Below are 24,663 nucleotides of genomic sequence, written 5' to 3' on the forward strand. Positions count from 1 at the left end.
CGGTCCGCGCTCCCGGGTCCCCGGTGTCCCGGTGCGCATGCTTCCGGCGGCCGTTGTGCCTGTGGTGGTGATGGCCGGGGTGAGTGTCGTGGCCGCGTCTGCTCGCGGCCGTGCGCCAGGGTCGCCGCCGGCGGCTCCGCCGCGTCGGATCGTTCGTCCATAGGCCGTGCATCGCCCGTCGCCCCCCTCACAAGTCTGAAATGTCCATCCCAGGCGCCGAAAGGTCGCGGCGCAGCCCCTGTCGGGACGATACACCAGTCTCGTCACTCAGGGACATAGGTTCTCTACGCTCCGTGACGATCAACGGCATATGCATACGGGCCGCGCCCGGGGGACTGCGGAGGGTGCCCGAACCGGACTACACGGCTGCCGCACCCGTCGTCAGGATCACGTGGCGCAGGGGCTCCCGGTTCACGAAGCGGTCCAACTGGTCCACCAGCAGGCGCTTGGCGCGGGGCAGGAAGGCGGACGTGGGGCCGCCCACGTGCGGGCTGATCAGCACGCCCGGCGCGTGCCACAGCGGGTGGTGCGGGGGCAGGGGTTCCGGATCGGTGACGTCCAGGGCTGCGGTGATGCGGCCGGTCTCCAGCTCGGCGAGCAGCGCCTTGGTGTCGACGACCGGGCCGCGGGCCACGTTGACCAGCAGCGCGCCGTCCTTCATGCGGGCCAGGAACTCGGCGCCGGCCAGGCCGCGGGTGGTCTCGGTGAGGGGCGTGGACAGGATGACGACGTCCGCCTCGGGGAGCAGGGCGGGCAGTTCGGTGAAGGGATGCACAAGACCGCGCGCCGTCGTGCGCTGGGAGCGCGCGACGCGCGCCACCCGCGCCACCTCGAAGGGCACGAGCCGGTCCTCGATGGCCTCGCCGATGGCGCCGTAGCCGACGATCAGGACGTTCTTGTCGGCGAGCGCGGGGTGGAACCCGCCCTCCCAGTGCCCCCGGTCCTGGGCGCGCACGAACTCCGGGATCCCGCGCAGCGAGGCCAGCGTCAGGGTGAGCGCGAGCTCGGCGGTGCTCGCCTCGTGCACCCCGCGCGCGTTGCACAGCCTCACCCCGGGCGCGAGGTCCGACAGCCGCGCGGTGATGTCGTCGACGCCGGCGGTGAGCGTCTGCACGACCTGCAGCCGCCGCATCCGCGCCAGCGGCCCCACCCGTACCCGTTGCGCCTTCATGTACGGCACCACGTACACCACGCAGTCCGCGGGATCCCCGGGGTACGGCTGATCGCCGTCCTCTCCCCCGTCCCAGAAGAGGTAGTCGAGCCCTTCGGGAAGACCGTCGATCTCCTGCGGGGGGATGGGCAGCCATACGTCACGCGGTGTGTCGATGCTCATGCCAGGAGGCTAATTCAGGTACGCGTGCGCGTAGAGGTTAGGTTGGGGGGTCGGGAGAGAGAGGGTCACGAGCAGGTGGAGCGCAGGACGATCGGCGCGGGGGCGCTTGCGGTGGGGGCCGTCGGACTTGGGTGCATGCCGATGAGCTGGGGGTACAGCGGTTCCCGGCAGCGGGGCGACGAGTCGCTCAGGGCGGTGCACGGGGCGCTGGACGCGGGCTCGACCCTCCTGGACACGGCCGACATGTACGGCCCGTTCACCAACGAGCTGCTGCTGGGGCGGGTGTTGAAGGAGCGGCGCGGGGACGCGTTCGTGTCCACGAAGGTCGGCCTGCTCGTGGGCGACCAGCACATCGTGGCCAACGGGCGCCCGGGATACGTGAAAAGGGCCTGCGACGCGTCGCTGCGGCGGCTGCAGACGGACGTCATCGACCTCTACCAGTTGCACCGCGCCGACCCCGAGGTTCCCGTGGAGGAGACGTGGGGCGCGATGGCGGAGCTCGTGCGGGCCGGAAAGGTAAGGGCGTTGGGGCTGTGCGCGGTGGGCGCGCGCGGCGGCCGGCGCTCGGGCGGGCGGCTGCACGACGCGACGATCCGGCAGTTGCGGCGGGTGCAGCAGGTGTTCCCGGTGAGCGCGGTGGAGGCGGAGCTGTCGGTGTGGTCGCCGGAGGCGCTGGACACCCTGCTGCCGTGGTGCGAGGCGCGCGGGGTGGGCTTCCTGGCGGCGATGCCGCTGGGGAACGGTTTCCTCACGGGCACGCTGACCCCGGGCGAGGGCTTCGAACCGGACGACATGCGTGCCCGGCACCCCCGCTTCACCGCCGAGATGATGGCCGCGAACCAGCCGATCGTCGCCGGTCTGCGCCGGGTGGCCGCCCGGCACGGGGAGGGCGTGACGGCCGCGCAGGTGGCGCTGGCCTGGGTACTGGCCCAGGGGCGGCACGTGGTCCCGGTGCCGGGGGCCAAGCAGGCGCGATGGGTGGCGGAGAACGCCGGGGCGGCCGGGGTGCGGCTGACGCCGCAGGACCTCGCCGAGGTGGCGGGCCTGCCGGCCGCGCAGGGATCGTGGGAGTGAGCACCGATTTCGCGCCATCGCTTCGGGTACCGCTTTCGGGTGGGTCGGCGACGATCGGGAACCCCGGAGGCGTGTCCTGCGTAGGACAAGTGGAAGCTGCCGCGGGACCGCCGCGTCGAAGGGAGCGGGATCGTGCAACGTGGGGTTGTGACGGCCGTGTCGGCCATGGGCGCACTGCTGTTGACGGCCGGCTGCTCCTCCGGCGACGGGGGATCGTCCGGGAGCGGTACCACCCCGTCCGCGAGTCGTACGACGGTCCAGGGCTCGTCCTCGCCCAGCGCCGAGGAGACACCGCCCGCGAAGGGCACGGTCAAGGTCGTGCGTACGGTCGCCGAGGGCCTGAACTCGCCCTGGGGCCTGGCCCCGCTCCCCGAGGGCGGCCTGCTGGTCGCCTCGCGCGACGAGGGCACGATCACGTACGTGGACGAGTCCAGCGGCAAGAAGACCCGGGTCGGCGAGGTACCGGGCGTATCGGCGGCCGGCGAGGGCGGTCTGCTCGGCCTCGCCCTCTCCCCCGACTACGCCTCGGACCACATGGTCTACGCCTACTTCACCTCGGTCTCGGACAACCGGATCGTCCGCATGCTCTATGACGCGAAGCGGCCCGCCGGTGATCAGCTGGGCGCCCCCGACACGATCTTCAAGGGCATCCCCAAGGGTGTGATCCACAACGGCGGGCGGATCGCCTTCGGCCCCGACAGGATGCTGTACGTCGGCACGGGCGAGAGCGGTGACCGGGGTCTGGCGCAGGACAAGGAGTCCCTGGGCGGCAAGATCCTGCGCCTGACCCCCGAGGGCGAACCGGCCGCAGGCAACCCCTTCCCCGACTCCCCCGTCTACTCGTACGGCCATCGCAATGTGCAGGGCCTGGCGTGGGACTCCCGACAACGCCTGTTCGCCGCGGAGTTCGGCCAGGACACCTGGGACGAGCTGAACGCGATCGTGCCGGGCGCCAACTACGGCTGGCCGGCGGCCGAGGGCGAGTCCGACGACGGCAAGTACCGGAACCCGATAGCCCAGTGGCACACCGACGACGCCTCCCCCAGCGGCATCGCCTACGCCGAGGGCTCGATCTGGATGGCCGGCCTCAAGGGCCAACGCCTGTGGCGCATACCCCTGAAGGGCACGGAGGCCTCCGCGGACCCCCAGTCCTTCCTCCAGGGCGAGTACGGCCGGCTGCGCACGGTGGTCGCGGCGGGCGACGACAAGCTCTGGGTCACCACCAGCAACACGGACGGCCGGGGTGCCCCGAAGCAGGGCGACGACCGGATCCTGGAGCTGGAGGTGAGCTGACCGGCGTCATTCCTCGCCGGCCTCCGGCTCGGGCAGCCGTACGACGACCTTCCCGGAGGCGAGATCTATCGGTCCCCGCCCCGGATCCGCGTCCCCGACGTCCTCCCTGGTCAGCTCCAGCCGGTTCTCTTCGTCACGGGTGTGCTTGCGGCCCGGTGAGAACAGCTCCTCGAAGGCGTTGAACATCGCGGTTCCCTCCCGGGTCGGCGTTACCTCGTTCCATCATCACGCGAGGACCCGCTCTCCGGCCTCCGGCCTCCGGCGGGAACATCCCGAGGCGGTGGGCCAGGGCCCGCCGGACGAGGGCGGTCACGGCGTCGGCCAGGGGGGCGGGCCGCCAGGTGCGTGGCCCCGGCGTGCGCGGGGCGAAGGAGTTCCGTGGCCCGCGCGCGGTCGTCCTCGGTACCGGTGGCCAGGAGTGTCTCGGCGAGGTGGTGGCGGGTGCGGGCGAGGTCGTAGGGGCGTTCCAGACGCTCGAAGGCGGTGACCGCCTCGGACCAGGCGTCCGGGTGGGTGCGCCCCTCCGCGCGCAGGAGTTCGGCGCGCAGCCAGTGAGCTCTTGAACACGGGTGAGGGGTCTCAGGGCCGCCGTAAGGTGCTTACGGCGGCCCTGAGACCCCTCGTGACGTGCGCGGGCTCAGGCCGCCGAGGGCAGGCCGAGCAGGGCGTCGGTGTACTTGAGGACGGCCAGCAGGAGGCCGATCACACCGAGCACGACGCCGGCCCAGGACACGGACTTGATCCAGGCGGCCTGTGTCCGGGCCGGGTTGCCGAAGGCGGGGCGGGCCAGCACGACGACGCCGGTGACCAGGGCGGCCAGCGCGAAGAAGCCGGCCCACAGCGCGGTGGTCTGCCAGGCGTCGCCGTAGACGGCCTGGATCTGCTTGGCGACGCTCGCGGTGGAGGAGGTCTGCAGCTGGCCGACCAGGGTCTGGCGGGCGCCGGCGACGGTGCCGATCCAGCTGCCGCTGAGCGACAGGAAGCCCAGCGCGGCGGAGACGACGGCGCCCGCGCCCTGGCCGGCGCCGGTGAAGCCGTCCTCCTTGGCGTCGTCGTCTGCGAGGCCGTCCTCGAGGCCGTCCTCCAGGACGTCGTCGTCCGTGTCGTTCTCGGTCACGTCGTCGGACGCGTCGGTCTTGGTGATGTCCACCGCCTGCTCGTCGTTCTTGGCTTCGGTGGTCTCGGAGCCGGTCTCGGCGCCGGCCTCGTCAACAGTCTTGGTTCCCATGCCTCGCACCGTACGGACGCTCTCTGAGAGGTCTCTTAATGATCGTCAACGCTCTTGGTGAGCGACACGCGCGCGTGCGGCGCGCCACTCCTGGGCCAGCACTGACCACACTTCGAGGTCGTGCCGCACCCCACGATAGGGGTAGGCCTCCCGGCGCACACCGTCGCGGGTGAACCCGAGCCGCCGGGCGACGTTCAGACTGTTGGTGTTGCCCGCGCTGGCGACCCACTCCACGCGGTGGATCCCGCGCTGCTCGACGGCGAAGTCGATCAGTACCCGCATGGCCCGGGTGACCAGTCCGCGCCCGGTGCCGGCGGGCTCCAGCCAGCAGCCGACCTCGCAGTTGGCGTTCTCCGCGTCGAAGTTCAGGAACAGCACCCCGCCGACCAGCTTGCCCTCCAGCCACAGGCCGTGCAGCGAGCCGGTGTCGGCGGCGCGCATGTCGGCGTACCGCTGGAGCACCTCGCGGGCGCCGGCCACGTCGGTGGCCCGGGAGCCGAAGGGGACGTACTCGTTGATGAACTCCCGCCCCCGGTCGAGGTGGGCCAGGAGTTCCTCGGCGTGCCAGGGCTCGAGGGGGCGCAGTTCGGCTCCGTCGTCACCCAGCGATATCGCGTACATCCCTCTGCGGCTCCTTCTCGAAGTCCTCCACGACCCGGTCGAGCCTCTCATGGGCGGCACGGCACTCGGGCGCTTCGATGCTGATCCGGGGCAGGCGCCGGTCGAGCACGCGTGGCAGCCACCAGTTGGCGCCGCCGAGGAGATGCATCAGCGCGGGCACCAGGAGCGTGCGCAGGACGAAGGCGTCGAGGGCCACGGCGGCGGCGAGCGCGATGCCGAACATGGCGATCACGCGGTCGCCGCTGAGGACGAAGGCGAGGAAGACCGAGATCATGATGACCGCGGCCGAGTTGATCACACGGCTGGTCTCGGCGAGCCCGACGCGCACGGCCCGGCGGTTGTCGCCGGTCTCCAGCCACTCCTCGTACATGCGGCTGACGAGGAAGACCTGGTAGTCCATGGAGAGGCCGAAGAGCACCGACACCATGATCACGGGGAGGAAGGGCTCGATCGGTCCGGCCCGTCCGAGGCCCAGCAGCTCGCTCCCCCACCCCCACTGGAAGATCGCGACGACGACCCCGAAGGCGGCGGCGACGGCGGCCACGTTCATCACGGCGGCCTTCAGCGGGATGCCGACGGACCGGAAGGCGAGCAGGAGCAGCAGACAGCCCAGGCCGATGACGACTCCGACGAAGAGCGGCAGCTTGCCGACGATGACCTCGGCGAAGTCGTCATAACCGGCCGTGACGCCGCCGACCTGCAGGTCGAGGGAGGTGCCGGCCTCGACCCCGGGCAGCACCTCGGTACGCAGCCGGTCGACGAGCTCGCTGGTGTGCTGCGACTGCGGGGAGGAGTCCGGTACGACGGTGAGGTACGCGGTGTGTCCGCCCGAGTCGAACGCCACCGGCGTGACCGTCGCCACGCCCTCGGTGCCGCGCAGGGTGGCGTCGAGGTTGTCGAGGGCGAGCTTGTCCTCGGCGCCGTCGACACGGGTCACCAGGGTCAGCGGGCCGTTCACCCCGGCGCCGAAACCGTCGGCGAGGAGGTCGTAGGCCTGCCGGGTGGTGGCGGTCTTGGGGCCGTTGCCCTGGTCGGAGGTGCCCAGGCGCAGGGAGAACGTCGGCAGGGCGAGGACGGCGATGACGACGACGGCGAACGTGCCGAGCAGCTTGGGGTGGCGCTCGACGAACGCCGACCAGCGGGCGGCGAAGCCGGTCGGCAGCTCCGGCTCGGGCCCGTGTTCGGCGAGCCGGCGCCGTTCTCGGCGGCTGAGGGCGCGGGGGCCGATGAAGGACAGCAGGGCGGGCAGGAGCGTCACGGAGGCGGCGACGGTCAGGACGACGGTCAGGGAGGCCGCGATCGCGACGCCGTTGAGGAAGTTCAGGCGCAGGATCAGCATGCCGAGCAGGGCTATGCACACCGTGGCGCCCGCGAAGACGACCGCGCGTCCGGTGGTCGCCACGGCGTTGGTGGCGGCCTCGGTGACCGTGAGGCCCCGTTTCAGGCCGCGCCGGTGCCGGGTCACGATGAACAGGGCGTAGTCGATGCCGACGCCGAGCCCGACGAGCATGCCGAGCATGGGCGCGAAGTCGGCGACGGTCATGGCGTGCCCGAGGAGCTGGATGCCGGCGTAGGCGGTGCCGACGCCCACCAGGGCGGTGGCGATGGGCAGCATCGAGGCGGCGACCGAGCCGAAGGCGAGGAACAGCACGAGGGCGGCGACGACCACGCCGACGACCTCGGCGAGATGCCCGCCGGAGGAGTCGGTGAGCGCGATCGCGCTGCCGCCCAGCTCGACCTGGAGTCCGTCGCTCTCCGCGGCCTTGGCGGCCTTCACGACGGCCTGCGCCTCGGCCGTGTCGATGTCCTCGGCGCGGTCGGCGAAGGTGACGGTGGCGTACGCCGTGTGCCCGTCCTCGCTGATCTGCGCGGCGCCCTGGCCGGCGTAGGGACCGGCGACGGAGGCGACGCCCGGGAGGTCGGCGATCCTCTCCAGCGCGCGGGTCATGGTCTGTTCGACGTCGGCGGCGCGGACGGTGCCCGTGGTGGTGTGCCAGACGACGGTGTCGCTGTCGCCGCCGAGGGTGGGGAAGCCCTCCGCGAGCAGCGCGGTGGCGCGGCCGGACTCGGTGCCGGGGACCTCGTAGTCGTTGGAGTAGGCGGAGCCGGTGGCGACGGCGGCGGTGGCGGTGCCGACGAGGGCGAGGAGCCAGAGCAGGACCGCGACGAGGCGGTTGCGGACACACCAACGTGCGAGGGCTGCCACTGACGTGCTCCCGGGGGTGAATGTGGATCTTTGACCGGGAACAGCCCGCAAAGAACGTATGAGCAGATCGCGTGAGCGATCGAAAGTCCACTCTCGCAGGCGTCAGAGATCGTTTGCTTCGATCGTGTGGCTTCTCACGAGAGTGGGAGGCAGATCACAGGACAATAACGACGACGGTGTCAGTCGGCCTGGTCGCCGAGGGCCATCACCATCACTCCGGCGATGAGCAGCCACAACGCGCGCCGGGTACGGCCGCGGGAGCCGAGGAGCGCGGCGAGGGCACAGACGGCGGCGCCGAGGGCGTAGGCCGCCGGGACCAGGGCCGGGGCGGTGCCGGACAGGCGCATGAGGGACGCGGCGAGACCGGCGAGGGTGAGGAGGGTGCCGGTGGCGGTGGCCGTCCAGCGGGCCCGCCGGGCGTCTTCGTAGGCGTACTCCTCGTCGCTGCCGTCCAGGTCGTCCTGAGGGTCTGAGTCGGTGCGTGCACTCATGGCGGGGGAGCGTAGCGCTTCCGGCTGGGAGCGCGAGAGGGGGTGCGCCCCTGCGGACGCACCCCCTGCCACGCGGTTACCCCGGGTCAGCCCTCGCTGACCCCCAGCTTCTCCAGGATCAGTTCCTTGACGCGGGCCGCGTCGGCCTGGCCGCGCGTGGCCTTCATCACTGCGCCGACGAGGGCACCGGCCGCGGCCACCTTGCCGCCGCGGATCTTGTCGGCGACGCCCGGGTTGCCGGCGATGGCCTCCTCGACGGCGGCGGTCAGCGCGCCCTCGTCGGAGACGACCTTCAGCCCCCGCTTCTCGACGACCTCGTCCGGGGTGCCCTCGCCCGCGAGGACGCCCTCGATGACCTGACGGGCCAGCTTGTCGTTCAGATCGCCGGAGGCCACCAGCTTGGTGACCCGGGCGACCTGCTCCGGCGTGATCGCCAGCTCGTCCAGGGACGTACCGGACTCGTTGGCGCTGCGCGCCAGTTCGCCCATCCACCACTTGCGGGCGGACGCGGCGTCGGCACCGGCGTCGATCGTGGCGACGATCGGCTCCAGGGCGCCGGCGTTGAGGATCGCCTGCATGTCGGTGGCGGAGATGCCCCACTCGGCGACCAGCCGGGTACGGCGGGCCAGCGGCAGCTCGGGGAGCGCCGCCCGGATCTCCTCGACCCACTCCCGGGAGGGGGCCACCGGCACCAGGTCCGGCTCGGGGAAGTACCGGTAGTCCTCGGCCTCCTCCTTCACGCGGCCCGAGGTCGTCGACCCCGTGTCCTCGTGGAAGTGCCGGGTCTCCTGGATGATCGTCCCGCCACTGCTCAGTACGGCGGCGTGCCGCTGGATCTCGAAGCGGGCCGCACGCTCGACGGACCGCAGCGAGTTCACGTTCTTGGTCTCGCTCCGCGTGCCGAACTTCTCGGTGCCGTTCGGGCGCAGCGACAGGTTGACGTCGCAGCGCATCTGGCCCATCTCCATCCGGGCCTCGGAGACGCCGAGGGCACGGATGACCTCGCGCAGCTCACGGACGTACGCCCGCGCGACCTCGGGAGCACGCTCGCCCGCCCCGACGATCGGCTTGGTGACGATCTCGATGAGCGGGATGCCGGCGCGGTTGTAGTCGAGGAGCGAGTGCGAGGCGCCGTGGATACGGCCCGTCGCGCCGCCCACGTGGGTGGACTTGCCGGTGTCCTCCTCCATGTGGGCGCGCTCGATCTCCACGCGGAAGGTCTCGCCGTCCTCCAGCTGTACGTCGAGGTAGCCGTTGAAGGCGATCGGCTCGTCGTACTGGGAGGTCTGGAAGTTCTTCGGCATGTCCGGATAGAAGTAGTTCTTCCGGGCGAAGCGGCACCACTCGGCGATCTCGCAGTTCAGCGCGAGACCGATCTTGATCGCCGACTCCACGCCGGTCGCGTTGACGACCGGGAGAGAGCCGGGCAGGCCGAGGCAGGTGGGGCAGGTCTGCGTGTTGGCGTCCTGACCGAGTTCGGTCGAACAGCCGCAGAACATCTTGGTCTTGGTGCCGAGTTCGACATGGACCTCGAGGCCCATGACGGGGTCGTACGACGCCAGCGCGTCCTCGTACGACACCAGGTCGGTCGTGGTGGTCACGGTGAAACTTCCCTCTCAGCCCAGCAGGACGTCGTCGTCGCCCAGCCGCTTCAGCTCGCGGTAGAGGATGGCGAGGCCGGTGACGATGGCGACGGCGGACACGGTCGCGTCGATCAGGACCAGGGTGTCCTTCTCGGCGCGGGCCTTCTTGAGCCGCTTGGCGACGCCGAACGCGCCGAACGCGGTCCCGGCCATGGACAGGTACGTGCCGGACTTGGACTTCTTGAAGCCCTTGGCCTTGGTCAGTGCACTCACAGCGACGGAGCCTCCTCGAGCAGCGGGTGCCCCCACCTTTCCACGAAGGCGGCCTCGACGGCGGCGCCGACCTTGTAAAGACGGTCGTCCTTCAGCGCCGGGGCGATGATCTGCAGCCCGACCGGGAGGTTGTCCTCCGGGGCGAGACCGCAGGGCAGCGACATGGCCGCGTTGCCCGCGAGGTTGGTCGGGATGGTGCACAGGTCGGCCAGGTACATCGCCATCGGGTCGTCGGCGCGCTCGCCGATCGGGAAGGCGGTGGTGGGGGTGGTCGGCGAGACGATGACGTCCACCTGCTCGAAGGCCTTCTCGAAGTCGCGCGTGATCAGGGTGCGCACCTTCTGGGCGGAGCCGTAGTAGGCGTCGTAGTAGCCGGAGCTGAGGGCGTAGGTGCCGAGCATGATGCGGCGCTTGACCTCAGGACCGAAGCCCGCCGCCCGGGTGAGGGAGGTGACCTCCTCGGCGGAGTGCGTGCCGTCGTCGCCGTTGCGCAGGCCGTAGCGCAGACCGTCGAAGCGGGCGAGGTTGGAGGAGCACTCGGACGGCGCGATCAGGTAGTACGCCGACAGCGCGAGGTCGAAGGACGGACAGTCCAGCTCGACGATCTCGGCGCCCAGTTCCCTCAGCAGCGCGACGGACTCGTCGAACCGCTGGATGACGCCGGCCTGGTAGCCCTCGCCGCGGAACTGCTTGACGACACCGACGCGCATCCCGGCGACGCTGCCGTTGCGGGCGGCCTCGACGACCGGCGGGACGGGGGCGTCGATGGAGGTGGAGTCGAGCGGGTCGTGCCCGGCGATGACCTCGTGCAGCAGCGCCGCGTCCAGGACCGTACGGGCGCACGGCCCGCCCTGGTCGAGGGAGGAGGAGAAGGCCACCATGCCGTACCGGGAGACGGCGCCGTACGTCGGCTTCACACCGACCGTGCCGGTGACGGCGGCCGGCTGGCGGATGGAGCCGCCGGTGTCGGTGCCGATGGCGAGGGGCGCCTGGAAGGAGGCGAGCGCGGCGGAGGAGCCGCCGCCGGAGCCGCCGGGGATCCTGGTCAGGTCCCAGGGGTTTCCGGTGGGCCCGTACGCGCTGTTCTCCGTGCTCGACCCCATGGCGAACTCGTCCATGTTGGTCTTGCCGAGGATGACGACGTCGGCGGCCTTCAGCCGCTTGGTGAGCGTCGCGTCGTAGGGCGGGATCCAGCCCTCGAGGATCTTCGAGCCGACGGTCGTCGGGATGCCCTCGGTGGTGAAGATGTCCTTGAGCGCGAGCGGGACGCCGGCCAGCGGGCCGAGCTTCTCGCCCCTGGCCCGCTTCTCGTCGACGGCGCGGGCCTGCGCGAGGGCGCCCTCGCGGTCGACGTGCAGGAAGGCGTGGACCTTCTCGTCGACGGCCTCGATGCGCGCCAGGTGCGCCTCGGCGACCTGGACGGCCGTGAGCTCGCCGGAGGCGATCTTCGCGGCGGTCTCGGCGGCGGTGAGCTTGATGATGGTGACGTTGTCCGTCATGGCGGTTAGTCCTCCCCCAGGATCTGCGGCACCTTGAAACGCTGCTGCTCCTGGGCCGGGGCGCCGGAGAGCGCCTGCTCGGGGGTGAGCGACGGACGGACCTCGTCCGCCCGCATGACGTTGGTCAGCGGGAGCGGGTGCGAGGTCGGCGGTACGTCTTGGTCGGCGACCTCACTGACGCGGGCGACCGCGCCGATGATGTCGTCCAGCTGTCCCGCGAAGTGTTCGAGCTCTTCGGGCTTCAGCTCCAGACGCGCCAGCCGGGCGAGGTGGGCGACCTCCTCGCGCGTGATGCCAGGCATGCGGCGTTCCTCTGGGGGTGAGTGCGTGTGGTTTGGGTCCTAATCCTAGGGGGCAGGGCCCGCAACCCGTGAAACGGTTTGCCCGGCGGCCGGTGCCTCAGCCCCTGCGGCCGTCCCAGGCATCGCTGCGCAGGAAGTGGTTGTCGTAGAGCTCCTGCACTTCCAGGAGGCTTTCGGGGGTGGCCTCGCCGAGGCGGATGCGCTGGAGATGGCGGAAGTAGTCGAAGCGCTCCACGCCCGGGGCGATCACGATCAGGAGGTCGGCGGCGCTGCCTGGGGTGGCGGCGAAGGCGTGCGGACGGTTCGGGGGGACGATGACGAGGTCGCCGCGTTCGGCGGTGAGGACGTCGTCGCCGGAGAGGACCTCCGCCTCGCCGTCGAGCAGGAAGAACATCTCGGCGGAGTTGCGGTGCAGGTGGGGGCGGGCACCGTCGGCCCCCTCCCCGAGGGTGACGCGCACGGTGGACAGCGCGCCGCCGGACGCGCTGCTGTCGGCGAGCAGCTTGACGCCGACGGGTGCGCCGCCGAGGACCTCGGCCTCGGCGTCACGGACGATGACGGTCTCGTCGAACTTCGGCACGAACAGCGACATCTTCGAACCCCCTGTCGATGATGTGGACGCGCTCGGACCGCGAAGAGCAGCCCGGCGCTTGTCAGGACAACCACAGCCGGGGTTATTCGTCGGCGGCTGCCGCCGGGAGCGCTGCCGCCGGGCGTTGCCAGCCTCGGGAGCCTCGGGCCCGTAGCCAGGCCGTCGTCTCCTCGGGGGGCATCGCGGCGGCCACCAGCCAGCCCTGGACCGCGTCGCAGCCCAGATCGCGCAGACGCTCCCAGGTCTCGTCGTCCTCGACGCCCTCGGCGACCACCAGCAGCCCCAGGGAATGCGCGAGGTCGACCGTGCAGCGCACGATCTCCGCGTCCTCGGTGTCGACGGCCAGCCGCGCCACGAAGGAGCGGTCGATCTTCAGCTCGCTCACGGGCAGCCGGCGCAGGTGCACCAAGGACGAGTAGCCGGTGCCGAAGTCGTCCAGCGACATCTTCACGCCGTGTCCGGTCAGCCCGTTGAGGGTGTCGGCGGCCCGCTGCGGGTCCTCCAGGAGGACGTGTTCCGTTATCTCCAGTTGGAGCGCTCCCGCCGGAACGCCGTGCCGGGCGAGGCGCGCCGCGACGGAGCCGGCGAAGCCGGGGGTGTGGACGTCGCGCGGGGAGACGTTCACCGCGACGGGGACGTAGAGCCCCTGCGCACGCCACTGGGCGACCTGGCCGAGCGCCGTCTCCAGCACGTACTCCGTGAGATGGGGCATCAGCCCCGACGACTCGGCGATCGCTATGAACTCGTCCGGCGGCACCTTCCCCCGCTCCGGGTGCACCCACCGCACCAACGCCTCGAGGCCCGCGACCTGCCCGTCGAAGCGCACCTTCGGCTGGTAGTGCAGCTGCACCTCGTGCGCGTCCAGCGCCCGCCGCAGATCGCCCAGGAGCCCGAGCCGGTCGGGGGTGTTGGAGTCTCGCTTGGACTCGTACACCTCCACGCCCGTACGGTCCCGCTTCGCCTGGTACATCGCCACGTCGGCCCGGCGCAGCATCCCCTCCGCGTCGAGCGCGTGGTCGGGGAAGACGGCGACGCCCGCGCTGGCCTCCAGGACGAGGGTGAGCCCGTCGAGGTCGAGCGGCGAGCTGAGCGCGGAGACCAGCCCGCGGGCGACGCGGGTCGCGGAGGTCGTGGAGTCGGCGACCGGGAGTAATACGGCGAACTCGTCCCCGCCGAGCCGCGCGACCTCCGCCCCGCGCGGCAGGGCGAGCCGCAGCCGTTCGGCTATCTGGAGGAGGAGGCGGTCGCCGGCGAGATGCCCGAGGGTGTCGTTGACCGAACGGAAACGGTCGAGGTCGATCAGCATCAGGGCGGCCCGGGCGCCGATGCGCTCGGCGTCGTCCAGGGCGGTCCAGATGCGCTCGAGCAGCCACTGCCGGTTGGGCAGTCCGGTCAGCGGGTCGCGCAGCTGTTCCTCGGCGCGCGCCCGGGCTATCCAGAGAGTGGAGTCGAGGGCGATCAGCGGAATCGCGAACAGCGGCAGCAGGATCGGCTTGGCCACCGCCACCACACAGACCAGCGGGGCGATGCCGAGCAGCGCCACCGCGACCAGGCCCTGTCTGACCAGGGCGGTGCGGGCGACCGTCGGCAGTCCGCCGGAGCGGGGGGAGTGCAGGTACCACAGGAGCACGCGGGTGACGGCGAGGTAGGCGACGGCCACCAGGGCCACCTGGGGGCCGGTGTAGACCGTCCAGGTGTCGGGGTACCAGGGGTGTTCCACGGACGGCACCCGTCCGCACGCGGCCAGCAGGAGCGCGCCCGCGCCGATGCCGAGGATGTCCACCGCGCCGTGCAGGACGCCCTGCCGCCAGCGGTGGCGCCTGGCTATGCCGACCAGCACGACGACGGTGAGGCTGACCATGCCGGCCGGTACCCAGCCGTACAGCAGCAGGACGGCGAGGGTGAGGGCGGCGCCGGAGCCGGTGCCGCCCCACCAGCGGGCGCGGCCGAGCATGACCAGATGGCCCACGATGACGCCGGTCAGCAGGGCCAGCGACCAGCCGACCGTGCCGGACGGGAAGAGGGCGTGGTTGCCGGTGAAGGCGCGGTAGAAGCCGGCGCCGAGGGCGAAGGCGGCCGCCCCGACGACCGCCGCGGGCAGCGCGGGCCAGGACAGGTGCCGGTCGGGTTCGGCGCCGGGCAGCCCCTGGGTGCCGGGCAGCCCGGCGGTCCCGGACAGCGCCGAGGTGCCGGGCAGGGCGGCGGCCGCGGGCCGCCCGGAGGCGGAACCGGCGGGCCGTGCCGGGGCGCGGAGGTCGAGGCCGGTGCGCGGTGGGTACTCCGCCGCGCCCGGATGGCGCTCGGACCGCCCGGCCCACAGGCTCCCCCACCGGACGCCGACGCCCCGGAATCTGCGCAGCCGGGAGTCCGGGGCGGCGCTCTCGGTCGGTTCCATTCCCGTCCCTCTCACAGCCGGCGGTGCCCGCGCCACGCGGCCCGATGCCCGACAACACCTGGGCGGCGCCGGGTTGGAAAACCCCTCCCCCCGCTCGTGAGAGCGAGGAGATGCCCCGACCGCAGCTGGGCACGGCAGGCGCACATCTCAACAGTAGGCCGCGGAAGGCGTCCACGGGCAGCGGTCGTCGACGGTTGCCCGAATGCGTCCTGGCCACCCTTATGCATCTGGTATGCGCCGATCGGGTGACCTTCAACCGCCACCTTCGCTACTCCTCGACCGGAAGGGCGGCTTCGGCGGCCGCGTCCGGGCCCTGTTCGAGGAGGACGGTGAAGCCGTCCTCGTTCAGAACCGGCACCTTCAGCTGCATCGCCTTGTCGTATTTCGATCCAGGACTGTCACCCACAACGACGAACGACGTCTTCTTCGAAACAGAACCGGTCACCTTCGCTCCCCGGCTCTGCAGAGCCTCCTTGGCGCCGTCGCGGGTGAAGTGTTCGAGCGTGCCGGTGACGACGACGGTCAGCCCTTCGAGGGGACGCGGCCCTTCGTCCTCGCCGGTGCTCTCCTCCGCCATGCGGACGCCGGCGGCCCTCCACTTGCGGATGATCTCCTGGTGCCACTCCTCGGCGAACCACTCCTTGAGCGAGGCGGCGATGATCGGCCCGACGCCGTCGGTGGCCGCCAGCTCCTCCTCGCTCGCCTGCTCGATACGGTCGATCGAGCGGAACTCGCGGGCGAGCGCCTCGGCGGCGACCGGTCCCACGTGACGGATCGACAGGCCGGTGAGGACGCGGGCCAGCGGACGCTCCTTGGCCGCCGCGATGTTCTCCAGCATGGCGAGCGCGTTCTTCTTCGGCTCGCCCTGCTGGTTGGCGAAGACCGTGGCGATCTTCTCCTCCCCGGTCCGGGGATCGCGCTTGGGCAGTCCGCTGTCCTGGTCGAGGACGTACGCCTTGATCGGCAGCAGCCGCTCGACGGTGAGATCGAACAGGTCGCCCTCGTCGGTGAGCGGCGGGTCCTGCGGCTCCAGCGGCTTGGTGAGGGCGGCCGCGGCCACGTAGCCGAAGTGCTCGATGTCCAGTGCCCTGCGGCCGGCCAGGTAGAAGAGGCGCTCGCGCAACTGGGCCGGACAGGTACGGGCGTTGGGGCAGCGCAGGTCGACGTCGCCCTCCTTCATCGGCCTGAGGGGCGTACCGCACTCGGGGCACTCCGACGGCATCACGAACTCGCGCTCGGTGCCGTCGCGCAGGTCGACGACCGGCCCGAGGATCTCCGGGATGACGTCACCGGCCTTGCGCAGCACCACCGTGTCGCCGATGAGAACGCCCTTGGCCTTGACGACGTCCTGGTTGTGCAGGGTCGCGAACTCGACCTCCGAACCCGCCACTGTCACCGGCTCGACCTGCGCGTACGGCGTCACCCGGCCCGTACGGCCCACGCCCACCCGGATGTTGACGAGCTTGGTGTTGACCTCCTCCGGCGCGTACTTGTACGCGATCGCCCAGCGCGGTGCGCGGGCGGTGGAGCCGAGCCGCCCCTGGAGCCGGATCTCGTCGAGTTTCACCACCACACCGTCGATCTCGTGCTCCACGGAATGCCGGTTCTCGCCGTAGTGCGCGATGAACCGCCGTACGCCGTCCAGGTCGTCGACCACCTGGTTGTGGCGGGAGGTGGGCAGGCCCCAGCCCTTGAGGAGGTCGTAGGCCTCGGAGAGGCGGTTCAGGCCCTCGTAGCCCTCCAGGGCGCCGATGCCGTGGACGACCATGTGCAGCGGGCGGGTGGCGGTGACGCGCGGGTCCTTCTGGCGCAGTGAACCGGCCGCCGCGTTGCGCGGGTTGGCGAAGGGCTTGTCGCCGGCCTCGACCAGACGGGCGTTGAGTTCCTCGAACTTCTCCATCGGGAAGTAGACCTCGCCGCGGATCTCCACCAGCGTGGGCACCCCGTGGCCCGTCAGCCGGTCCGGGATCTCCGCGATGGTGCGCACGTTGGGCGTGATGTCCTCGCCGGTGCGGCCGTCGCCCCGGGTCGCCGCGCGTGTGAGACGGCCGTTCTCGTAGGTGAGGTTGACGGCGAGGCCGTCGACCTTCAGCTCGCACAGGAAGTGGTACGCGGACGCGCCCACGTCCTTGTGGACGCGCTCGGCCCAGGCGGCCAGCTCCAGGTCGTCGAAGGCGTTGTCCAGAGAGAGCATGCGCTCGCGGTGCTGGACGGCCGAGAAGGCCGTGCCGGCGAACGCAGCCTCGTACGCGCCCGCGACCTTCTGGGTCGGCGAGTCCGGGGTGCGCAGCTCGTGGTACCGCTCCTCCAGCTCCTCCAGGGAGCGCAGGAGCCGGTCGAACTCCGCGTCGCTGATGACGGGGGCGTTCTTCACGTAGTACCGGAAGCGGTGCTCCTCGATCTGCTCAGCGAGCTGCGCGTGCTTCTCCCGTGCCTCGGCGGGCACCGTCGTCTCCGCTTGCTTGTCGCCGGCCACCGTGTTGTCCTCCCGTTACTCTGGGTTGTCCGCGAGGGATCTCGCCGCCCGGACGCAGTGGGCGAGGGCCTGACGGGCGTACGCGGGGGACGCCCCCGCGAGTCCGCACGCCGGTGTGATCGTGACCGCCTCCGTGAGGAGCCCCGGTTGCAGCCCCAGCCTGCGCCACAGCGTCCTGACACCCATGACGCTACCGGCAGGGTCCGACAATGCGGAGTCCGTGCCCGGCACGACACCGGCGAACAGCCGGGTACCCGCTTCCACCGCTTCCCCGATCGCGTCCTCGTCACGCTCGGTGAGCAGCGAGAAGTCGAAGGAGACGCCGGCCGCGCCGGCCCGGCGGAGCAGGGCGAACGGCACGTCCGGCGCGCAGGAGTGGACCACGACGGGGCCGTCGGCGTGCACCCCGACGACCTCCCGGAGGGTGGCCTCGACGAGTTGCCGGTCGACGGCGCGGAGCGTGCGGTAGCCGCTGGCGGACTTCACCCGGCCGAGCAGGACGGCGGTGAGGGACGGTTCGTCGAGCTGGAGGACGAGCCGGGCGCCGGGGATACGCCGCCGCAGCTCCGCGAGATGCAGCCGCAGGCCCTCGGCCAGCGAGGCGGACAGGTCGCGGCAGGCGCCGGGGTCGGAGAGGGCGGCCTCGCCGTTCCTCAGCTCCAGCGAGGCGGCGAGGGTCCAGGGGCCGACCGCCTGCACCTTCAGCGGGCCCTGGTAGTCCTGGGTGCACTCCTCAAGGGCGTCGAGGTCCTCACCCAGCCAGGAGCGGGCCCGCTTGGTGTCCCGGCCCGGACGGTCGCCGAGCCGCCAGCCGCTGGGCTCCACGCGCGCGTACAGCTCGACGAGCATTCCCGTGGTCCGGCCGATCATGTCCGCGCCGGGACCGCGGGCCGGGAGCTCGGGCAGGAACGGGAAGTCCTCGAAGGAGCCGGTGGCGGTCTTGGCGGCCTCGCGGGCGTCGCCGCCGGGGAGGGAGCCGACGCCGGTGGCGGGGCCGTAGGTGGGATGTGCGTTCACATCTGAAGCCTACGTAGCCGGGCCGGTGGTCATCGCCCCGGCCGTACCGTCAGATCGTTGACCTCCGCGTCCCTCGGCAGGTCGATCGCCATCAGGATGGTCGTCGCCACCGACTCGGGGTCGATCCACTCGGCGGGGTCGTACTCCTTGCCCTCCTGCTGGTGGACCTTGGCCTGCATGGGGCTGGCCGTGCGGCCGGGGTAGACGGAGGTGACCCGGACGCCATGGTCGTGCTCCTCGTTGCGCAGGGCGTCGGCGAGGGCCTTCAGGCCGTGCTTGGAGGCGGCGTACGCGGACCAGTCGGCGTTCGCCCGCAGGCCCGCGCCGGAGTTGACGAAGAGCACGTGACCGCGCGTGGCGCGCAGTTGGGGCAGGAAGTGGCGGGTCAGCTCGGCGGGGGCGATCAGGTTGACGTTGAGCTGGTGGCGCCAGGACTTCGGGGTCAGCTCACCGACCGGGCCGAGGTCGACCACCCCGGCGACGTGCAGCAGCGAGTCGATCCGGTCCGGGAGCGTCTGGTGGGAGAAGGCCCAGCTCAGCCTGTCGGGGTCGGCCAGGTCGCCGACGAGGGTCCGGGCGCCGGGGAACTCGGCCGCCAGTTCCTTCGCACGGCCCGCGTCGCGCGCGTGCAGGACGAGGTCGTCCCCGCGCGCGTGCAGACGGCGGGCGACGGCCGCGCCGATGCCGGAGCCCGCTCCGGTGATCACATGAGTAGCCATGCCCGCCATGCTCGCATCACCCACGGTTCACGCGATGCCCTGGCTCTCTTCCAGGTAGGCGAGGGCCCCCACGGGCTCCTCGGCGAAGAACACCAGGTCGGTGAGGGGACGTGGCAGGAATCCCTCGTCCTCCATGCGCCGGAACTGCTCCTTCAGCCCGTCGTAGAACCCCGCGGTGTTCAGCAGCACGACCGGCTTGTCGGTGTGCCCGTGCTTCTTCAGCTCCAGGATCTCGGTCGCCTCGTCGAGGGTCCCCGTCCCACCGACCATGATCACCACCGCGTCGGCCTTGTCCAGGAGCAGCCTCTTCCTCTCGGCGAGGTCCTTGGCGATCACCATCTCGTCGGCGCCCGCGCGGGCCTTGGCGGCGAGGAAGTCCACCGACACCCCGCACAGCCGCCCGCCCGCCTCCTGCACCCCGTCGGCCACGACCTTCATCAGCCCCACGTCGGAACCGCCCCAGACGAGCGTGTGGCCGCCCTTGCCCAGCAGCTCCGCGAACTCACGCGCGGGGCGTGTGTAACGGTCGTCGAGGTCGGCGGCGGAGAGAAAGACGCAGATACGCATCCCGCCACCGTACGCGGGAAGAACCGGGGGCCCGCGAGCGCTTTTCCCGGCATGACCCAAGGACACACGATCACGATCGAGCAGGGCACCCGGCACGTCAGGGTCGTCCACGGAGACCACGTGCTGGCCGAGACCGACCGGGCCCTCGTCCTGCGCGAGACCGGCTGTCCGGTGCGGTACTACATCCCCGAGGCGGACGTACGGCTCGATCTCCTCACCCCCTCCGACACCCGCACTCACTGCCCCTTCAAGGGCACGGCGTCCTACTGGTCGCTGCCCGGCGCGCCCGACCTGGTGTGGGCGTATCCCGATCCGAAGCCCGACGTCGCCGAGATCAGGAACCACCTCTGCTTCTACGAAGTGGAAGTGTCGTAGGCCGACGACCGCCGTGTCGTGCGGCAGTCTGGTCTGACATGGACAAGAAGACTATTTCGCGCGACGGCACCGAACTCGCGTACGCACGCACAGGGCAGGGGCCGGCCGTCGTTCTCGTCAGTGGCGCGATGTCCACGGGCGGCACCGTGGCGCCCCTGGGCGGGCTCCTCGCGCAGCACTTCACCGTCCTGTGGTACGACAGGCGGGGCCGCGGCGAGAGCGGGGACACCGCGCCGTACGCGGTGGAACGCGAGGTCGAGGACCTGGCCGCGCTGATCGACGCGGCGGGCGGCGAGGCGTCCCTGTACGGCATCTCCTCGGGCGGCGCGCTGGCGCTGGAGGCGGCGGCCGGCGGGCTGCCCGTGCGGCGGGTGGCCGTGTACGAGACGCCGTACGCCCTGGAGGAGGAGGCGCTTCAGGAGCGGGCCGAGTACAGCGAGCGTCTCGGCGAGGCCTTGGCGCAGGGGCGGCACGGGGACGCGGTCGAGCTGTTCCTGCGGCTGACGGGGCTGGCCGAGGAGATGATCCAGCGGGCCCGGCAGTCGCCGATGTGGGCCGGCATGGAGGCGATCGCGCCGAGCCTCGCGTACGACGACGCCGTCATGGGCGGTGGCCGGCTTCCCGGCGAGCGGCTGGCCTCGGTGCGGGTGCCGGTGTTCGCCGTCGCGGGCGAGGAGAGCCCGCGGTGGCTGCGGGAGGCCACGCGCGCGGTGGCGGAGGCGGTGCCGCGGGGGACGTACCGGACGCTCGAGGGGCAGACCCACATGGTCGATCCGAACGTCCTGGCGCCCGTACTGGCCGAGTTCTTCGGCCAGTAGCGGGTCGCCGAGCGGGTCAGGCCACGCCGGCCGTCGCCCGCACCGTGGACGCGATCGTCGCCGAGCCGACCACGCGGGTCCCGTCGTACAGGACGATCGCCTGGCCGGGGGCCACGCCGCGGGCCGGCTCCCCGAACGTCACCCGCAGCTCGCCGTCGACCAGCTCCGCGGTCACCTCGGTCTCGCCGCCGTGGGCGCGCAGCTGGGCGGTGTAGGTGCCGGGGCCGGTGGGGGCCGCTCCGCACCAGCGGGGCTTGATCGCCGTCAGGCCGCTGACGTCCAGGGCGGCGGCCGGGCCGACCGTCACCGTGTTGTTCACCGGGGAGATGTCGAGGACGTAGCGCGGCTTGCCGTCGGCGGCCGGGGTGCCGATGCGCAGCCCCTTGCGCTGGCCGATGGTGAAGCCGTACGCGCCCTCGTGGGTGCCGATCTTCGCTCCCGACTCGTCGACGATGTCGCCCTCGGCCTTGCCGAGGCGCTTGGCCAGGAAGCCCTGGGTGTCGCCGTCGGCGATGAAGCAGATGTCGTGGGAGTCGGGCTTCTTGGCGACCGCGAGGCCCCTGCGCTCGGCCTCCGCGCGGATCTCGTCCTTCGTGGTGACCGTGTCGCCGAGCGGGAACAGGGCGTGCGCCAGCTGCCGCTCGTCGAGGACGCCCAGGACGTACGACTGGTCCTTGGCCATGTCGGACGCGCGGTGCAGCTCACGCGTGCCGTCCTCGTTCACGATCACCTTGGCGTAGTGGCCGGTGCAGACCGCGTCGAAGCCGAGGGCCAGGGCCTTGTCGAGGAGCGCCGCGAACTTGATCTTCTCGTTGCAGCGCAGACAGGGGTTGGGGGTGCGGCCGGCCTCGTACTCGGCGACGAAGTCCTCGACGACGTCCTCGCGGAAGCGGTCGGCGAGGTCCCAGACGTAGAACGGGATGCCGATGACGTCGGCTGCGCGGCGGGCGTCGCGGGAGTCCTCGATGGTGCAACAGCCCCGCGCGCCCGTGCGGAACGACTGCGGGTTGGCGGAGAGCGCGAGGTGGACGCCGGTCACGTCGTGGCCGGCCTCCGCGGCGCGGGCGGCGGCGACGGCGGAGTCCACCCCGCCGGACATGGCGGCGAGTACGCGGAGGGGGCGGGGACGCTGCGAGGTCTCAGTCATAACCCTTCCAGGGTACGGGTCGCCGGGAACCGGCACCCGCGGGTATGCGTTGACGATCACGAGGGGCCGGGCCCGATCCACCTGCCGGGCCCGAGGGAAGGACAGTCCATGGGGGAGACAGTGCGCGACTCCGACCGGCGGATCGGGCGGCGAGCCCTGCTGATCGGCGGAGCGGCGGCCGCCGTCGGCTCGGCGGTGCTGGCCCGCGAGGAGCTGGCGCATCTGTACTGGCGGCTGCCGGGCGTGCGCAGGAAGCGGGTGGAGGGCGCGGTCGACTTCCGGGGCGCGCGGTGGGTGGCCGCCTCCGAGGCGAACTTCCGCTGGGCGGACCGGCCGGACGACTACGGCGTCGACATGGTCGTCATCCATGTCACCCAGGGCGACCTGGCCAGCGCGGTGAAGGCGTTCGAGGACCCGGGGCACCGGGCCGCCGCGCACTACATCGTCGGCCAGGACGGCGGCGTCACCCAGATGATCCGCGAGCTGGACGTGGCGTACCACGCGGGCAACCGCGCGTACAACGAGCGGAGCGTCGGCATCGAGCACGAGGGCTTCGTGGACCGGCCGGAGGACTTCACGGACGCGATGTACGCGGCCTCGGCGCGGCTGACCGCCCGGATATGCGCGCGGTACGGCATCCCCGTCGACCGGGACCACATCATCGGGCATGTGGAGGTGCCGGGGACGGATCACACCGACCCGGGCGAGCACTGGGACTGGGACCGGTATCTGCGGCTCGTCCGAAAGGCCCGCACCGCTTCCGCCTGAGCACGAGCTATGTGACTCAGATCACATGCGCTCGTTTTCGTGAGCAATTGATGAGGACGGACGTCCGATGTGTCCCGCACGTCGAAGATGACCTGCGACCCTCCAACTTCCCGTTCCCTCAGTCGAGTTGACCTGCAGTGGGAGCGCACAGCATCCTCGGCTCGCTCCTACTTTCGCCTCAGTCTTCACATAGCCCTTAGCCCAAAGCTCCACGGCCATGAGCCACACGACAGATCCCGCCTCCGGTGCGGGAGAGCAGAGCAAGGGTGCCCACGCGCGCAGCGGACGGGGCGGCAAGGGCGAGCACGCGAAGAGGTCGAAGGGCCGGAGCGGGAAGGGTCTGCACCGGCGGAGCTTCCTCGGCGGCATGGCCGGCGTGGGGCTGGGCGCGGTCGGCGCGGCGGGAGCCACCTTCGCCCTGCTGACCGACGGCAGGAGCAACAAGGCGTCCGCCGCGGACGCCACCGGCACCCTCAACATCCCGGAGCTGCTGGAGGGCACCACCTCCGACGGCACCACCACCTACACCCTGACCGCGAAGACCGGCACGAGCGAGGTGATCAGCGGCGTCAGCAGCACCACGGCCGGCTACAACGGCTCGTTCCTCGGCCCCACCATGAAGTGGACCAAGGGCGACACGGTCCTGCTGAACATCACCAACAGCCTGGGCGACGAGACGACGGTCCACTTCCACGGCGCCCACATCCCGCCGAAGATGGACGGCGGCCCGCAGAACGCCTTCGCCGACGGCGAGACCTGGTCGCCCACCTTCGAGGTGCTCGACGAGGCCAAGACCCTCTGGTACCACCCGCACGCCCTCGGCACCACGGCCGAGCAGGTCGTCCACGGCCTGGCCGGGATGATCATCGTCGAGGACGACTCGGACACCTCGGCCGCGCTGCCGAGCGAGTACGGCGTCGACGACATCCCGATCATCCTGCAGTGTCTGGCAGCCGACGCCTCCGGCGACATCAAGTACAACGTCACCGGCTACCTCAGCTCCGGCCTCAGCTACCCGGTGCTGTGCAACGGCACCAACGTCGACTCCACGACCCTCGGCTTCACCGCCACCAAGAAGCGCACCCGCTTCCGGGTCCTGAACGCCTCCCCCGCCGACATCATGACCATCCAGCGCGGCGACGGCGGCACGCTCACCCAGATCGCCACCGACCAGGGCTACCTCGCCGAGGCCGCCGAGGTGACCACGATCCGGCTGGTGGCCGGCGCCCGCGCCGAGTTCGTCCTCGACCTCGAGGACGCGGTCACGCTCCAGGCCGTGGTCACCACCGGGTGGATCCGTGGCGGAAGCGGCACGTACGACTTCCTGACCGTGACCCCGGACGCCTCCGACACGCCCGACGACCTGCCGAGCACGCTCAACACGATCACGCGGTACGACACGAGCGACTTCACCGCGCGGACGATCACCCTCGGCCAGAGCGGGCAGACCATGACGATCAACGGCTCGGCGGGCACCAGCATGTCCTCGATGGCGATGATCAGCACCACGCTGGACGCCGAGGAGGTGTGGACGATCAAGAACGGTACGCAGCTGGAGCACTCCTTCCACCTGCACGACGTGCCGTTCCAGCTCATCGAGATCAACGGTGAGGAGCCGTCCGGCGTCGACCTGGGCTGGTTCGACACCTACGAGGTGGTCGGCGGCGGCTCGATCAAGATCGCGATGAAGTTCACGGACTTCACCGACGACACGTACATGTACATGCTCCACTGCCATCTGCTCCAGCACGAGGACGAGGGCATGATGGCGGCCCTGATGGTGACGGAGAGCTAGGGCGTGTTTCGAAAGTCCCGTCTGGCCCGCGACGCCTGGCACGGCGCCTCGCCGCGTTGTCGGGATCGCCCGCGTACGCCCAGTACGCGGA

Annotated in this window: 23 protein-coding genes and 1 pseudogene; 6 read left to right on the forward strand and 18 right to left on the reverse strand. The window is 71.4% G+C overall.

The features are described from left to right. Positions 1-358 precede the first annotated feature (358 nt). Positions 359-1,333 carry a 2-hydroxyacid dehydrogenase gene (locus tag ACIBVL_RS32650; RefSeq protein ID WP_399102812.1) on the reverse strand — a complete coding sequence of 325 codons (975 nt, stop codon included), beginning with the start codon at positions 1,331-1,333 and terminating at the stop codon, positions 359-361. A 75-nt stretch (positions 1,334-1,408) separates the two neighbouring features. Here ACIBVL_RS32650 and ACIBVL_RS32655 point away from each other — a divergent pair, with 75 nt between their 5' ends. Continuing rightward, complete coding sequence (locus ACIBVL_RS32655; protein ID WP_399102814.1) at positions 1,409-2,407, forward strand: aldo/keto reductase; 999 nt, start codon at positions 1,409-1,411, stop codon at positions 2,405-2,407. A 147-nt stretch (positions 2,408-2,554) separates the two neighbouring features. Beyond that, positions 2,555-3,700, forward strand: a complete 1,146-nt coding sequence (locus ACIBVL_RS32660) for a PQQ-dependent sugar dehydrogenase (protein WP_399102863.1) — start codon at positions 2,555-2,557, stop codon at positions 3,698-3,700. Positions 3,701-3,706: 6 nt separating this feature from the next. Here the strand turns inward: ACIBVL_RS32660 and ACIBVL_RS32665 are convergent, their stop codons facing one another. From ACIBVL_RS32665 to ACIBVL_RS32740, 16 genes and pseudogenes are all read right to left on the reverse strand, one after another. Then, the gene (locus ACIBVL_RS32665; RefSeq protein ID WP_399102816.1) at positions 3,707-3,886 is read right to left on the reverse strand and encodes a DUF6191 domain-containing protein; all 180 of its coding nucleotides are present in this window, start codon (positions 3,884-3,886) and stop codon (positions 3,707-3,709) included. Between the two features lie 103 nt (positions 3,887-3,989). Continuing rightward, positions 3,990-4,254: pseudogene (locus ACIBVL_RS32670) on the reverse strand (hypothetical protein); the annotation flags it as partial. 83 nt (positions 4,255-4,337) lie between these two features. Next, on the reverse strand, positions 4,338-4,928 hold the full coding sequence (locus ACIBVL_RS32675; RefSeq protein WP_399102818.1) for a hypothetical protein: 591 nt from the start codon (positions 4,926-4,928) through the stop codon (positions 4,338-4,340). Positions 4,929-4,973: 45 nt separating this feature from the next. Next, positions 4,974-5,549, reverse strand: coding sequence for a GNAT family N-acetyltransferase (locus ACIBVL_RS32680; RefSeq protein WP_399102820.1), 576 nt, complete (start codon positions 5,547-5,549; stop codon positions 4,974-4,976). Then, complete coding sequence (locus ACIBVL_RS32685; protein WP_399102822.1) at positions 5,527-7,755, reverse strand: MMPL family transporter; 2,229 nt, start codon at positions 7,753-7,755, stop codon at positions 5,527-5,529. The genes ACIBVL_RS32680 and ACIBVL_RS32685 overlap by 23 nt, the downstream gene beginning before the upstream one ends. Before the next feature lie 179 nt (positions 7,756-7,934). Then, entirely contained in the window at positions 7,935-8,246 is a 312-nt protein-coding gene (locus ACIBVL_RS32690) for a hypothetical protein (protein ID WP_399102824.1), read from the reverse strand. An 86-nt stretch (positions 8,247-8,332) separates the two neighbouring features. Then, on the reverse strand, positions 8,333-9,847 hold the full coding sequence (gene gatB, locus ACIBVL_RS32695; RefSeq protein ID WP_399102827.1) for an Asp-tRNA(Asn)/Glu-tRNA(Gln) amidotransferase subunit GatB: 1,515 nt from the start codon (positions 9,845-9,847) through the stop codon (positions 8,333-8,335). Between the two features lie 15 nt (positions 9,848-9,862). Then, the gene (locus ACIBVL_RS32700; protein ID WP_356771622.1) at positions 9,863-10,102 is read right to left on the reverse strand and encodes a hypothetical protein; all 240 of its coding nucleotides are present in this window, start codon (positions 10,100-10,102) and stop codon (positions 9,863-9,865) included. After that, positions 10,099-11,601, reverse strand: a complete 1,503-nt coding sequence (gatA, locus tag ACIBVL_RS32705) for an Asp-tRNA(Asn)/Glu-tRNA(Gln) amidotransferase subunit GatA (RefSeq protein WP_399102830.1) — start codon at positions 11,599-11,601, stop codon at positions 10,099-10,101. The genes ACIBVL_RS32700 and gatA overlap by 4 nt, the downstream gene beginning before the upstream one ends. A gap of 5 nt (positions 11,602-11,606) precedes the next feature. After that, positions 11,607-11,903 carry an Asp-tRNA(Asn)/Glu-tRNA(Gln) amidotransferase subunit GatC gene (gene gatC / locus ACIBVL_RS32710; RefSeq protein ID WP_007384860.1) on the reverse strand — a complete coding sequence of 99 codons (297 nt, stop codon included), beginning with the start codon at positions 11,901-11,903 and terminating at the stop codon, positions 11,607-11,609. A gap of 97 nt (positions 11,904-12,000) precedes the next feature. Then, on the reverse strand, positions 12,001-12,495 hold the full coding sequence (locus ACIBVL_RS32715; RefSeq protein ID WP_399102832.1) for a cupin domain-containing protein: 495 nt from the start codon (positions 12,493-12,495) through the stop codon (positions 12,001-12,003). 82 nt (positions 12,496-12,577) lie between these two features. Then, on the reverse strand, positions 12,578-14,890 hold the full coding sequence (locus tag ACIBVL_RS32720; RefSeq protein WP_399102834.1) for a putative bifunctional diguanylate cyclase/phosphodiesterase: 2,313 nt from the start codon (positions 14,888-14,890) through the stop codon (positions 12,578-12,580). 268 nt (positions 14,891-15,158) lie between these two features. Next, positions 15,159-17,366: an NAD-dependent DNA ligase LigA gene (gene ligA, locus ACIBVL_RS32725; protein ID WP_399102836.1), complete on the reverse strand. Its 2,208-nt coding sequence runs from the start codon at positions 17,364-17,366 to the stop codon at positions 15,159-15,161. Positions 17,367-17,381: 15 nt separating this feature from the next. Beyond that, the gene (locus ACIBVL_RS32730; protein WP_399102838.1) at positions 17,382-18,383 is read right to left on the reverse strand and encodes a methionine synthase; all 1,002 of its coding nucleotides are present in this window, start codon (positions 18,381-18,383) and stop codon (positions 17,382-17,384) included. A gap of 29 nt (positions 18,384-18,412) precedes the next feature. Further along, positions 18,413-19,102, reverse strand: coding sequence for an SDR family oxidoreductase (locus ACIBVL_RS32735; protein ID WP_399102840.1), 690 nt, complete (start codon positions 19,100-19,102; stop codon positions 18,413-18,415). A 27-nt stretch (positions 19,103-19,129) separates the two neighbouring features. Then, positions 19,130-19,669, reverse strand: a complete 540-nt coding sequence (locus tag ACIBVL_RS32740; protein WP_399102842.1) for a TIGR00730 family Rossman fold protein — start codon at positions 19,667-19,669, stop codon at positions 19,130-19,132. A gap of 51 nt (positions 19,670-19,720) precedes the next feature. On the opposite strand from ACIBVL_RS32740, the gene ACIBVL_RS32745 reads away from it, so the two are divergent. Both ACIBVL_RS32745 and ACIBVL_RS32750 read left to right on the forward strand, forming a co-directional pair. Then, positions 19,721-20,044, forward strand: coding sequence for a DUF427 domain-containing protein (locus ACIBVL_RS32745; protein ID WP_399102844.1), 324 nt, complete (start codon positions 19,721-19,723; stop codon positions 20,042-20,044). A gap of 38 nt (positions 20,045-20,082) precedes the next feature. Beyond that, the gene (locus ACIBVL_RS32750) at positions 20,083-20,862 is read left to right on the forward strand and encodes an alpha/beta fold hydrolase (protein WP_399102846.1); all 780 of its coding nucleotides are present in this window, start codon (positions 20,083-20,085) and stop codon (positions 20,860-20,862) included. 16 nt (positions 20,863-20,878) lie between these two features. Here the strand turns inward: ACIBVL_RS32750 and mnmA are convergent, their stop codons facing one another. Beyond that, positions 20,879-22,009 (reverse strand): tRNA 2-thiouridine(34) synthase MnmA, encoded by a 1,131-nt coding sequence (gene mnmA / locus ACIBVL_RS32755; protein ID WP_399102848.1) that lies wholly within the window; start codon positions 22,007-22,009, stop codon positions 20,879-20,881. A 108-nt stretch (positions 22,010-22,117) separates the two neighbouring features. Between mnmA and ACIBVL_RS32760 the strand changes: the two genes are divergently transcribed. Both ACIBVL_RS32760 and ACIBVL_RS32765 read left to right on the forward strand, forming a co-directional pair. Continuing rightward, complete coding sequence (locus ACIBVL_RS32760; RefSeq protein WP_399102850.1) at positions 22,118-22,777, forward strand: N-acetylmuramoyl-L-alanine amidase; 660 nt, start codon at positions 22,118-22,120, stop codon at positions 22,775-22,777. A gap of 217 nt (positions 22,778-22,994) precedes the next feature. Next, positions 22,995-24,572 (forward strand): multicopper oxidase family protein, encoded by a 1,578-nt coding sequence (locus tag ACIBVL_RS32765; RefSeq protein WP_399102852.1) that lies wholly within the window; start codon positions 22,995-22,997, stop codon positions 24,570-24,572. Positions 24,573-24,663 lie beyond the last annotated feature (91 nt).

The organism is Streptomyces sp. NPDC049687, from assembly GCF_044465285.1.
GTDB lineage: Bacteria > Actinomycetota > Actinomycetes > Streptomycetales > Streptomycetaceae > Streptomyces.